Annotated in this window: 15 protein-coding genes; 6 read left to right on the top strand and 9 right to left on the bottom strand. The window is 39.6% G+C overall.

Translation table 11 applies throughout. The features are described 5' to 3' along the window. Window positions 1–4: 4 nt before the first annotated feature. Window positions 5–460, top strand: coding sequence for an EVE domain-containing protein (locus Q4546_RS04840; protein WP_303445803.1), 456 nt, complete (start codon window positions 5–7; stop codon window positions 458–460). Between the two features lie 119 nt (window positions 461–579). Here Q4546_RS04840 and Q4546_RS04835 read toward each other — a convergent pair whose 3' ends face one another. Then, a complete protein-coding gene (locus Q4546_RS04835) occupies window positions 580–993 on the bottom strand; it encodes a YccF domain-containing protein (RefSeq protein ID WP_076537536.1) in 414 nt (137 codons plus the stop codon). Window positions 994–1,236: 243 nt separating this feature from the next. Between Q4546_RS04835 and Q4546_RS04830 the strand changes: the two genes are divergently transcribed. Further along, window positions 1,237–2,232: a 1-aminocyclopropane-1-carboxylate deaminase/D-cysteine desulfhydrase gene (locus tag Q4546_RS04830; protein WP_303445802.1), complete on the top strand. Its 996-nt coding sequence runs from the start codon at window positions 1,237–1,239 to the stop codon at window positions 2,230–2,232. 231 nt (window positions 2,233–2,463) lie between these two features. Here the strand turns inward: Q4546_RS04830 and Q4546_RS04825 are convergent, their stop codons facing one another. From Q4546_RS04825 to Q4546_RS04805, 5 genes are all read right to left on the bottom strand, one after another. Then, window positions 2,464–2,637 (bottom strand): hypothetical protein, encoded by a 174-nt coding sequence (locus tag Q4546_RS04825; protein WP_102438235.1) that lies wholly within the window; start codon window positions 2,635–2,637, stop codon window positions 2,464–2,466. Between the two features lie 590 nt (window positions 2,638–3,227). Further along, the gene (locus tag Q4546_RS04820) at window positions 3,228–3,905 is read right to left on the bottom strand and encodes a ChrR family anti-sigma-E factor (protein ID WP_102476233.1); all 678 of its coding nucleotides are present in this window, start codon (window positions 3,903–3,905) and stop codon (window positions 3,228–3,230) included. Then, on the bottom strand, window positions 3,898–4,560 hold the full coding sequence (locus tag Q4546_RS04815) for a sigma-70 family RNA polymerase sigma factor (RefSeq protein WP_102476234.1): 663 nt from the start codon (window positions 4,558–4,560) through the stop codon (window positions 3,898–3,900). Before Q4546_RS04815 ends, Q4546_RS04820 begins: the two co-directional genes overlap by 8 nt. A gap of 248 nt (window positions 4,561–4,808) precedes the next feature. After that, window positions 4,809–5,357 (bottom strand): LON peptidase substrate-binding domain-containing protein, encoded by a 549-nt coding sequence (locus tag Q4546_RS04810; RefSeq protein ID WP_102438229.1) that lies wholly within the window; start codon window positions 5,355–5,357, stop codon window positions 4,809–4,811. An 85-nt stretch (window positions 5,358–5,442) separates the two neighbouring features. Next, window positions 5,443–5,991 (bottom strand): lipocalin family protein, encoded by a 549-nt coding sequence (locus Q4546_RS04805; RefSeq protein ID WP_303445801.1) that lies wholly within the window; start codon window positions 5,989–5,991, stop codon window positions 5,443–5,445. A 218-nt stretch (window positions 5,992–6,209) separates the two neighbouring features. Between Q4546_RS04805 and Q4546_RS04800 the strand changes: the two genes are divergently transcribed. After that, window positions 6,210–7,151, top strand: coding sequence for a chemotaxis protein CheV (locus Q4546_RS04800; protein WP_102438227.1), 942 nt, complete (start codon window positions 6,210–6,212; stop codon window positions 7,149–7,151). Between the two features lie 69 nt (window positions 7,152–7,220). On the opposite strand, the gene Q4546_RS04795 is transcribed toward Q4546_RS04800, so the two are convergent. Both Q4546_RS04795 and Q4546_RS04790 read right to left on the bottom strand, forming a co-directional pair. Then, window positions 7,221–7,859, bottom strand: coding sequence for a hypothetical protein (locus Q4546_RS04795; RefSeq protein ID WP_102476236.1), 639 nt, complete (start codon window positions 7,857–7,859; stop codon window positions 7,221–7,223). A gap of 100 nt (window positions 7,860–7,959) precedes the next feature. Next, a complete protein-coding gene (locus Q4546_RS04790) occupies window positions 7,960–8,319 on the bottom strand; it encodes a DUF2750 domain-containing protein (RefSeq protein WP_076537554.1) in 360 nt (119 codons plus the stop codon). Window positions 8,320–8,516: 197 nt separating this feature from the next. On the opposite strand from Q4546_RS04790, the gene Q4546_RS04785 reads away from it, so the two are divergent. From Q4546_RS04785 to Q4546_RS04775, 3 genes are all read left to right on the top strand, one after another. Further along, on the top strand, window positions 8,517–9,731 hold the full coding sequence (locus tag Q4546_RS04785) for a lytic murein transglycosylase (protein WP_303445799.1): 1,215 nt from the start codon (window positions 8,517–8,519) through the stop codon (window positions 9,729–9,731). A 233-nt stretch (window positions 9,732–9,964) separates the two neighbouring features. Beyond that, window positions 9,965–10,447 carry a peptidylprolyl isomerase gene (locus tag Q4546_RS04780; protein ID WP_102438222.1) on the top strand — a complete coding sequence of 161 codons (483 nt, stop codon included), beginning with the start codon at window positions 9,965–9,967 and terminating at the stop codon, window positions 10,445–10,447. Window positions 10,448–10,530: 83 nt separating this feature from the next. Further along, window positions 10,531–10,758 (top strand): DUF3389 family protein, encoded by a 228-nt coding sequence (locus Q4546_RS04775; RefSeq protein ID WP_303445796.1) that lies wholly within the window; start codon window positions 10,531–10,533, stop codon window positions 10,756–10,758. A gap of 37 nt (window positions 10,759–10,795) precedes the next feature. On the opposite strand, the gene Q4546_RS04770 is transcribed toward Q4546_RS04775, so the two are convergent. Further along, window positions 10,796–11,803 (bottom strand): glutathione S-transferase family protein, encoded by a 1,008-nt coding sequence (locus Q4546_RS04770; RefSeq protein WP_102476238.1) that lies wholly within the window; start codon window positions 11,801–11,803, stop codon window positions 10,796–10,798. Window positions 11,804–12,204: the final 401 nt, after the last annotated feature.

The raw sequence follows: 12,204 nt of genomic DNA, 5'->3' as shown, positions 1-12,204 counted from the left end.
TTAAATGAAGTATTGGTTAATGAAATCGGAACCTGATGAGTTCAGCATTGACGATTTAGCAGCATGTTTACCACAGTCAGAACCCTGGCAAGGGATACGTAATTATCAGGCGCGAAACTTTTTACGGGATGAGGTAAAAACAGGAGATTTAGTGCTGTTTTACCATTCCAGCTGTAAAGTTCCCGCTGTTGTGGGTATTGCCGAGGTGACCTCAGATGCGGTGACTGATTTAAGCGCCTTTGATAATCAAAGCCCTTATTTTGATCCTAAATCAGATAAACAAAAACCGAGATGGGTTGCAGTAGATATTCGTTTTAATCAAAAGTTAACCCGCATTATTACCTTGGCGCAGTTAAAAGCAGATCCAAAACTTGCTGACATGGTATTGGTAAGTAAAGGCGCTAGGTTGAGTGTTCAGCCTGTGACAGAAGAAGAGTTCAACTATATCGTTGCCTTATAAATGCTTTATAAATGCTTTATAAATGCTTTATAAATGCCTTAAACATAAAAAAGGAGTGCTAATAAATTAGCGCTCCTTTTTTAACATTCAATAGTAACAGCAATTAAAATTGGTTTAGATTAATAGCTTTCTTTTGCCACTATGGTTTGTCCAATCGGCGTGAGGCTCAATAAAGCCAGCTTCACATGTTGTATAGCAAACGGAATACCAATGATAGTGATAAAACAAGCTAGAGCATGGGTGAGGTGACCGATGGCCAACCAAATACCGAAAAATAAAAACCAGATTACATTACCTATCATCCCTAATGGACCGGTACCAAAGTCTTCTGTGCCTGATAGGTGTTTACGATTTACATTTTCTTGGCCGAATGGCCAAAATGCCATTTCACCAATGACGAAACAGGCTCGGCCAAAGGGGATACCGATAATACTAATAAAACATAAGAGCCCAGCTAGCCACCAAGCTAAGCCCATTATAAAGCCGCCCATGATGAACCAAGCGATATTAAAAACTAATCTTAATACTGACATCTAAAATCCCTTACTTGTTGTAATAACGTACTATTTTTAATCGTGCTTTGTACAGTTTGTTAGTCGAACTATGCACTATTGAAGCGAAATCTGTGCCACATTATTTATATTTTTTATCTTGCTGAATTTAAACGATAATTTTATAAGGTATATTGTCTCTTAAACTCTCAGCATAAATAGGTTAGTTAAAAACAACATTTTTTAGTTAAAATAATAACTCTACTCATTGATGTTGAGATAAACATGTTTGCCACCACACCAGTACAAACCATTCGATTTGCAGAGCAGGCAATATTTGTAAAACGCGATGATTTACTCCACCCGGATTTCAGTGGTAACAAAGCGCGAAAATTTCAATATTTTCTCGAGCAAGATTTCCCTCTAGTAAAAAAACTGGTTGGCTATGGCTCAGCGCAAGCAAATTCGCTGCACTCTTTAGCTGCCTTAACCAAAATGCGCGGCTGGCAACTTGATTATTATGTTGACCATATAGCTGGCTATCTTAAGCAAAACCCCCAAGGAAACTATAAAGCGGCCTTAGACAACGGCGCCAACATCATTGAAAAGCCAGCGGGTATTGAGCTGAACCTAGAGACTTATGTACAACAAGATATTCAAGCGCCGTATGAATCGAACAAACAGCTTGTCGTTAAGAGTACGGTGTTTGTTCCCGAAGGCGGGCGTTGTGAATATGCTCAGCTAGGGCTTGATCAACTAGGGCGAGAGATTATTGAATGGCTTAAACAACATAATATGAAAAAGTTAGAGCTATTTCTTCCTTCAGGTACAGGTACCACGGCACTTTACTTACAACGTTTTTTTGTCGAATTCAGTAAAACAGCCAGCAGCTCAGACCTCTCGCTGCCCAGTGTAACGGTATTAACCTGCAGCTGTGTTGGCGGTGATGAATATCTCACTAAGCAGTTTTATCAATTAACCGATAATACTGACTATCATCCAAGGATCATCTCTAATGGTAAAAAGTATCATTTTGGTAAGTTGAACCGTCAGTGTTATGACATGTGGCAACACGTCAATAAGCAAGGTATTGAATTTGAATTGTTGTATGACCCAGTTGGTTTCATCATGCTGGAGCATTATCTAAATACTGCAAACCTAAGCGGCGATGACTTAAACAAAGGTGCTGCTGTTCCTGTGATGTATTTACATCAAGGGGGCTTGCTGGGTAATCCAAGCATGTTAGCGCGCTACAAAAGGAAATATCAACAGCAAGGATGATAGCGGGTTTATATCTAGGCTAGATAAGCATTCATTAGAGACAATATTGAAAATTGATTTGAATTATGACGTTGGAGAGTTGCTTAGAGAAGGATTTGAAAAGTGCTCTTGGGTGAGGGTAACTTCATGTTGCTCAGTTCTAATAAACGTCCGGTAAGGTGTGAGAGGAAATACCGAGAAGCGATGTCTATTGAGTAACTGAGCAAATGAATAACGCAAGCGTTAAAAGTCTTACTTGTTAGCCGTAAGTAACCATTTCATAAATGTTAACGCTTCAGTGCGCTTAGAAAAAGTTGTTTTAGTTTTACCTTGGCTATCGGTAAAAGCTATTGAGTTTTTATTTGATGATATTGAATTAACAGGGAAATTAACTGTAATTTCATGACCATTTATGTTGTATGACATGTGCCACACTCCTTTTTAATTTTCACCTTTTTGGTGAGTAAGTAATAACAATATTTATCCTTAAGCAGTTGTGTTGCGAAAGTTTCTATTTATGTGCTTAAGTTCACTGTGCTTATTACACTTACAAGTAGGCTGGTTTGATCAATTTTATTTTTAATCGCCAATTTACTTGCTGTAGTTAGTTGAACATAGGCATATGACAAACAAATGACAGAGAACAACTTAGCAAATGACTTGTAGTGTGGGTTTACTGCATGTAGTGAGTGACTAACAGAAGGGTAAACAAATAATTACAAGAAAACTTAAATACACAGAGGATATTAGTCATATATTTTTTATATAGCAATACATTTTTTACAATTCAGGACAATTAATGGATAAAAGGTGAACTTAATCGCCCTTTATTTGAATATTTATCCAACAAAAGCAGCAACACACTGTACTTTGTGGCGACTTATCCTCAGTTAGGGTAAATAATCTAGCTAAGTCGACGATAAGCATAACTGTTATAAAAACCGCAAAAAAAGAGTGCTTTGTGTCATTAAAGCACTCTTTTATCTTTAAAATCAGAGTCAGTGTTAAGCCGTTGATTAATAAATCAGTTCGCCTATTGGGTTGAGTAGCTTACTGATCCCTTTAGTAAAATATAAAGGCGCATCAACAACGGTATAACATAAACACCCCTCAACTGTTTTAGGGCTGTGCTCATGGTCACTATTAAGTAACATAAAGTCACCTGCGCTGTAGGTGTTGTATTCATCGCTGAATTCGCCTGCTAACAACAAGGTCAACTCTTGGCCTTTATGGGTGTGCTGTGGGATTTCGCCGTTTTTATCAATATGCAGTAAACTCGCTCTTGCTTGTTTCTCGCCGGTGTCGAGTCTTAACCGACTGACTTTACCTATACCTTGCCAATGGTTTTCTACTTGCTGGCGAAATGCAGCCGGTAAATTGTATTGCTGACCTTTGACCTTGACTGCGACCTTGGTTTGCTTTGGCGATACATCAACGGCATCATCCATTTGCATCATAGTGTTAAGCATGGCTTCAAGCTCTGCATCCATAGCTTCATTTATGCTTGAATCTAGTGATGCAGTGGGTTGCGCATTTAAGCTGTTTTCAGCAGCAACCAAAGTTAGTTGCTCAATTTTATCGGCGCAATGACGACACAGTTCACAATGGGCTGACACGGCCAATGATAGAGACAAAGGCAGTTCTCCTTTGGCATGGAGAGACAGTAATTGCTCATCGGGGTGATAATTAATCATAATGTTTCTCCATGAAGCCTTTTAACTTCTCTAATCCTAATCTGAGTCTTGATTTAACCGTGCCAATGGGCACTTTCAATTTATCTGCCAGTTCTTGCTGAGTAAGCTCTTGCATGTAAATGCCTTGCACCACCTGTTTTTGCAGCGGCGGTAGTGACTCAACGTGTTTAAGCAAGGTGGCAGACAATTTGAAGTCATTTTCAGTTTCATCGCTGCCATCAGAATCGAATAGAGACCAAATATCGTCACCAAACGCATCTTCACGGTTATGTTGCACTTTACGCAACATGTCAAAGCACTGATTACGCATGACTGTGAACACCCAAGTGCTTACTGCAGCTTTATCAACATTATAAAGATGGGCTTTAGTCCATACTCGGGTCATGGTTTCTTGAACTAAGTCCATGGCTAAGCCTTGTTGGCTCAAACGTTGGATCCCAAAAGAACGTATTTTGGGCGAAAAATGAGCAAACAGTTTAGCAAAAGCAGCTTTATCTCTATGATTTGCAACACGTAGCATTAAGCCTGCAAGCATCTGGGCTTCGTCATCATTTTTATCGGTTGATTTCATGGCAGTATCTATTGCTTTTGTATTTTTAGATAACATACCTTTATCATAACGACTTTGAACCGTTTGTGATTGAAAATTTTGCATTTATTTTCACTCGCATCGTCAGTGTTAAGAGAGCTTTAGTCACATATATTGCATTAATCTGTTTTATATAGCAGGTTAAAAGCTGACTAAATCCGAAAGTTACTTGTTGATACGCAAAAGGATGAAAGATGGTTCAAAAAAGGCTTAAAAATGTGCAACTTTTTTATCATTTATTACTAAGAGTTAAAAATTTGAGTGGTTTGCTTTGAGTTAAAGTCGCTAACCACCTGATTTTGAATGCGTTAAGATTACTTAATAATGCTGGTGATCAAGGCTTGGGTCATTTCGTGATTATGACTATTAATGCACTGGTACTTTTCCTCTGGGCTAATGGGCATTATCTCTAACCAGCGCTGACAGACCCATGACAAATTATTAAAGTCGTCATCTTTATAGTGAGATAATTGTTGTGGGTACTGCTGTAAAATCTCTTGTAAGGTTTTCTTTAAAAAATGTTGTTTGGGCTTTATATCTGTTTGCGGCCAATCGGGGATTAAACTGACATCACCTCTTTTTAAACCATCAGCTTCAGTATCGAACTGATTGATTTTAAACCGCTGTTTACCTTCGATACTAATACCTAATAGTCCATCGTCTAGCGTTTCAAAATCGATAATATGAACCCAAGTTCCTAAAGGCATGAGTTGGTTGTCACTGGTTAGCATGCATAAGCCAAAACCTTCACCTGATTTAAGTGATTCAGTCACTAAACGTTTATATCTTGGTTCAAAAATGCGCAATTGCGTGAAGCCTTGAGGTAACAAGCAAATGGATAATGGGAACAGAGGCAATTTCATAACAGCACCTTTATTACTAACTTAATGATGAATGTAGTATTCATGTTTTCAATAGTTTATACGGTGATATTGAGGGTAATGATCACTATTGTTTTACCCAAATTAATTGCTGAGTATCAATGCCTAATGCGGTCATTTTTTCTGTGAATCTGAGTTTATGCTCGGCAGAGATGTTAGGTGTGCGCGATAAAATCCACGCATAATCATTGTTTGGACCTATCACTAACGAACTTATATAGTTTCCGTTTTTATCTTCCATCAAATCATGGATTTGATAGGCACCATAAAACGGCCCAAAAAAAGAGACTTTTAAACGGCCAATATTGTCCGTTTCAATGAAGTAGGCTTTACCCTCTGCTTCACTCCAACGTGCTTTTTCGTCTGAATAACCTCGATTGATGACCACAACTTTATCGCCATCAACAGAATAGTTGGCTGTGACTTTTGAAAGGCCTCTTTCAAATGAATGGTCAAGTCTGGCGATTTCATACCAGCTACCGAGGTAATTGTTGAGTTTAAAGTTTTCAACCACAGTCACTTTTTTATCGAGCATAGTGCAAGCGCTTGTTTCGCTAACTAGCAAGGCACACAAGGCGATGCTTTTTATGTTGTTATAAACCTTTGTCGATGTCATTTGTTGTGATCCCTATAGTTTTATCTTGAGTTGAATTTGCACTAATTACTCATGTTACGTACGATGCTGCCGATAAGATCTATATTAAAATTTATTAGGTTAATATCTGTTCTAAATGATGTTTTACAGCCAACCTTATTTAGTCAATGTCGCTGTTGTATCCGCTAAAAATTTTTTAATGGCTAGTAGAACCAAGGTCGAGTTAACGAGAAATAATAATGAAAAAAATGCTGGATTCAGTCGATCAACGTACTAAATTAGTCGGTGAGAACCGTTTAGAGTTACTGTTGTTCAAAATTAGTGCCACCCAATTATTTGCTATTAACGTGTTCAAAGTCAAAGAGGTCGTTAAGCTTCCGCCTTTAAGCGCATTACCTGGCAGTAACCCAAACATTAGTGGTGTTGCCAACATTCGTGGTATGTCTATTCCAGTGATTAATTTGCGCGGTGCTATTGGCTTTAGCCCTATGCCAGTCTCAGATGACTGTAATTTGATTATTACTGAGTATAACCGCAGTGTGCAGGGCTTTTTAGTTGGCAAGGTAGAGCATATTGTCAATATGACCTGGGGCGATATTATGCCGCCGCCAAAGTCTGCTGGGGCTAATAACTATTTAACGGCTATCACTAAACTGCAAGATAATGATGTACAAAGATTGGTCTCTATTATTGATGTCGAAAAGGTGCTAGCTGAGATCATTGATTACGACATTACCTTATCAGAAGGCGTACTTGATCAACAATTAGTGGCGCACATGCCGGGCCGAAAAGTATTAATTGTTGATGACTCCGCCACGGCTAGAAAACAAGTACGCGACACCCTCAGTCAACTGGGGATTAAAATCATAGAGGCCTCTGATGGTTTGCAAGCATTGAATATGCTTAAAGGTTGGGCAGCAGAAGGTAAAAGCGTTGCCGATGAGTTATTGATGATGATTACCGATGCAGAAATGCCTGAAATGGACGGCTATAAACTCACAGCTGAAGTGCGCGCCGATGAGCGCATGGCGTCACTGTATATCACCCTTAATACCTCGTTAAGTGGCAGCTTTAATAATGCTATGGTTGAAAAAGTGGGCTGTGACAAGTTTATTTCTAAATTCCAGCCAGACTTATTGGTTGATGCGGTGCAGCAGCGCTTAAAGATGATCCTTGACTAAGTGTATCTTCAGAGCGATGCGGTTGTTAGCGCTCGCTCTGTTGTGGCTTTCTGTTTTAGTCGCTCAAATTTAAGTAAACTCTTCTTGAACCTGTTCGATAAGCAGCTTTTGATGCTCTTTGGTAATGCCAATGTTCATTCGACATAACCTTACCGCATAAGAAAACTTGTCTTTGCCGACAATATTGAGTATTTCACATAACAGCGATTTGTTGAGCGCTAAGGTGTCACAATAGTGATTAATTGCCTTATTTAGGCTATTAAACTGTAAACCATCAAACTCAAATACCGCGCTATAACCTTGTTCAATATCAATGCCATTGAGCACCAAGGGCCAACCTTTTGCATTAATGCGGCCTTTGGCAATGTTGTACATCATCCATGCACTTTCTTTAAAGCCAGATAATATTCGACAATCAAAACCTGACTCAGCCAACTCTTCTTCGGTCCAATTAATGCCAATGGCGAGATCTTTATGATAAATCTGCATTAAGTCATCTTTTACTGCGTCTCTGCAATCCCAAATAGAAGTCAGTAAATTCTTTTTAGCTAACCTTGCACACTCACTGCATGCTGGCAGTGTTAATGAAGGGTGCGGGGTTGATGCTTTAGCATAATAACTGAACACATCGTTACTAGGCTCGGCGCAAAACCAGCATTGATGGCGAAGATCGAAAGGGATATCAATTAGGGGAGGTAAATGATTCAAAACAGGCCTTTAAGTTATAACTGGCAAGTAAATTTTTCTTATAAAAAAGCTGCTTTAGTTCGTAACGAACTGCAGCAGCTTAATTTAGCCAAGAATGTAATTATTCGGCTTCAATATCAACTAGCTCTTTAGCTAATTCAATTGGATCTACTTCTAAACATTCTTCGTTTGCAACCCAATCAAGACCGATTAATACACCGTCTTCATTTAAATCGCCAACCCAAAATTCTAAAAAGTCATTCACACTGATCTCAACAGCGACATAGTCTGCCCACTCTTCAGTACAATGGCTTGCCGCCGCAGCTTGTGTTGACCATAAAGGCATCACATCAGTTTGTTCAAATTCAGAAGAGTCACAGACAACCCAACCTTCACCAGTCTCATCCGCTAAGCCCCAAAGGACTTGATGCTTTTTCACATTTTCAATAAAGCTTACAACTGCAGGGGTTAGTTCAATCATGATTAGTCTCTTAGAAATTTCAATTAACTGATGCATTATACGTTAACGCTAAACAATACAAAACACTATTAATCTTCTATCGCAAAATGAAATAAACAAATACAAATTATCACAGTTTTAGCGGTTTTTGATCTTGTTTCCTTTTGCTTGATAAGTCAGGATGTGGCTATTCATTGATTAGTCGAAGTATTCTTTTTATGGTGAGTTTCAAATTTCCGGCGTTACTAAAATCGGCTGTAGTGGTTTCTAGCTGCTTTGTTAGTCTTCAAGCAATTGCAGCGTCCGATGATTTTTCCCAGTGTGTGGATAAGCTTAAAGTTACAGCCCGCAGTGAAGGCTTATCCGAGCAAACGATAAATACCAGTGTCGCTAATCTAAAGTACATTCCTAGAGTGATTGAGCTTGATAATCAGCAGCCAGAGTTTAGCACCACCTTTGGTAATTACTTCAATAAGCGTGTGACTGATTGGCGTGTTAAAGAGGGGCGGCGTTTATTAGCCGAGCATCGAGAATTATTAAATAAGCTTACCCTTAAGTATGGGGTACCAGGCCAATATATCATTGCTTTTTGGGGGCTGGAAACCAACTTTGGTGGCTATAAGGGCAAAATGTCAGTGTTAAATTCGTTAGCGACATTAGCCTGCGATCCTCGTCGTAGTAGCTATTTTACCAATGAATTAATGCAAGCTTTAAAGCTTAAAGAAAAGTATCAATTTGATGATGCGACTATGGTAGGCTCTTGGGCTGGCGCGATGGGGCATACTCAATTTATGCCAACCAATTACGCTAAATATGCCGTTGATGGTGATGGTGACGGTAAAGTCGATTTGTGGAATAGCACTGCCGATGCCCTAACGTCTGCGGCAAACTTTTTGCAGCAACTGGGCTGGAAAGCGAATGAACGCTGGGGCAGAGAAGTATTATTGCCTGAAAATTATGATTACCAATACCTTGGCCGCAAGCACCCTAAACCGTTAACCGATTGGGCTGCATTAAACCTCAAGCAAGCCAATGGCACACCGTTGACGACTCCAGAGATGGAAGCCTCATTGTATGTCCCGTCTGGTCATACCGGGCCAGCATTCTTAGGTTACGATAACTTTGATGTCATTATGCGCTGGAATCGCTCTGAATTTTACGCCATTGCCGTGGGCCATTTAGCCGATAGGGTGAATGGTGCAGCGCCGCTGAGAGTAAGCGCGCCGGATCATGGTCTATTTAATCGCAGCGACATTAAGCTTATGCAAGCAAAATTAAATGAACTGGGTTTTGATGTTGGTAAGCCAGATGGTGTACTCGGGCGAAACTCGATTGCAGGAGTGCAGGCATTTCAGCGCAGTAAAAACTTGATTGCTGATGGCTTTCCCGATCAAAAAACCTTCGCCGCGTTAGGTATTAAGATCAGTTTATAATCCGTAGCTTCAATTAAAAAATAATGATTGCATCGCTGAGAGTTTATTCTCTGCCAGTTCGCAGGCTTAGTGCTTAAACTCAGTTCATAAGCTTAAAGAATAAGCTAAAAGCATAAGCTAAAAGCATAAGCTAAAAGCATAGCAATCGATTATCTCGGCTTTTACTGGCAGCTTAATCGGGTATTTGTTAAGCTGCGGAAACTATTGATATCGAAGTAAACTAAGGACATTCGATGAGCGCTCAAGACAATATGGTAGTTCGATTCAACTACACCCTTCGTGACGAACAAGGTGAAGTGATTGAAAGTAACGAAGGTGGTTCTCCAATCGCCTATTTACATGGCCATGACAACATGATGCCAGGTGTAGAAAATGCCATTGCTGGCAAAGATGCGGGTGAAAAGTTCACCGTTACATTACCAGCTGCTGAGACCTATGGTGAGCGTATGGAAGGTGCTGAGCAACGTGTTTCAGTAAAACACCTACAAGGCGCTAAAGTATGGAAAGTGGGCATGTCTGCTATTGTCAATACTGAAGAAGGCCAACGCCAAGTGACTATCGTTAAAATGGGTAAATTCATGGCAACGATTGACACTAATCACCCATTGGCTGGTCGTGAGTTAACCTTTGATATCGAAGTGGTTGATTTTCGTGAAGCAACAGATGAAGAAATTGCCCACGGTCATTCACACGGTGAGGGTGGTCATCAGCACTAATTTATTGCTGCATTACCCCAAATGTAATCCCAAGTGTAGTTAATATACTTGGGATTTTTGTTTGAAATAAAAGAAGCATCCGAATGATAATTGAATTTTCCCAAGGTAAATTAGTGGTCACGCCATTTGAAATCCAGTGTCGATTAAATACCAATAACATCGTCTTGACCGCAATGGTCGATGACATGAAATGTCTTAGTGACAGTTTCATGTTAATCGCAGATGCTGGCGCTGTGCGCTGGAGTTTAAAATTGGATAATGCCCAGCAATTTTATGAAGCCATCGAAATAATGGGCATTGCAGCCGAATAATCTGATTCGGCTGCGACAAGCTTCACTACAGGAACACCTAGGCTAGTGAATCTCGGTTATGGGGACTGCTATAGTCAATCTCTGGGCCAACTGGCACGATTTGGGTTGGATTAATTTGTTGGTGGCTAAAGTAGTAATGCTGCTTGATGTGCTCAAAGTTTACCGTGTCAGCAATGCCAGGCTGTTGGTATAAGTCCCTGAGGTAACCAGAAAGGCAAGGGTAGGACTCAATGGTTCTAATATTGGTTTTAAAGTGGCCTACATAAACACAATCAAAGCGAATTAAAGTGGTAAATAAACGCCAATCTGCTTCAGTTATCACATCTCCCATTAAGTAGCGTTTTGTTGCTAAGCGTTGTTCTAATTGCGCTAAGCTGGCAAACAGTGGCGTTATTGCTGCTTCATATGCTTGTTGAGTAGTAGCAAAACCACTGCGATATACACCATTATTAATGTTGTCGTAAATCATGGCATTCAGTTCATCAATATCTTGACGTAGTGCTGCTGGATAATAGTCGTCATGGTTAGCCGTAAGATGATTAAACGCCCGATTAAACATACGAATAATGTCAGATGATTCATTACTGACTATGGTATTAGTGTGTTTATCCCATAATACGGGCACAGTGACACGACCGTTATAATCAGCTTTGGCCATTTGGTAAATTTGATACAGGTAATCTTTATTAAACAAAGGATCGGTATTAGCGCCTTCAATGGCATTAGCAGCTGCCGACTGATTAGATCCTGCAAACTCCCAGCCGTTACTGAGCATGTGCGGCTCAACCACAGTGACATCAATCATTTGGGTTAACTGTTTAAGTTGTAGAAAAATTAAGGTTCTATGAGCCCAAGGACAAGCCAATGAAACGTATAAATGGTAACGTCCAGCTTCAGCTTTAAAGCCTGCATCACCACTTACTTCAGCACTGCCGTCTGGTGTGATCCAATGCCTAAATTGTGCATCTTCTCGGTGAAAATTGCCGCCATTTTCCTTCGTTGGGTACCATTGATCGACCCAGTGTCCATTTTGTAATAACCCCATCATTGCCACCTGATAATTTCAACTTCTATGACTGAGTTTAAGTGATAAATTTTAGCAAAAAAAGCGGATTAAATGGGCTATAACGTTCGATTAATTCGAAGCTGCTTGAGCCTAAATGTATTTACTGTTACTGAAAATATTGAATTGGAATAGCGAGTATTGGTTGCTTTAATTGCGGTGCTTTTAACAAAAAACTCACATCAATAGAAAAATATGGCTATATGGGTTCAAATATCAACCAGATACAATTTGTGTTGTTACAGCTTGAAATGTCTGACTTGTTTTGTTTTTTTTGTGCGAGTGTTTTGTTTTTGATTTTAATGTTTATCAAGATGCATCTTGTTGTTGTGGCTGGGTAAATTGTGGTTTTTTGTAATCAAACTGACATGAGATTTATGCAA

The organism is Shewanella sp. 4_MG-2023 (assembly GCF_030548015.1).
GTDB lineage: Bacteria > Pseudomonadota > Gammaproteobacteria > Enterobacterales > Shewanellaceae > Shewanella.
Note: the sequence above shows the minus strand (reverse complement) of the source record. Positions and strands in the feature narration are given on the sequence as shown.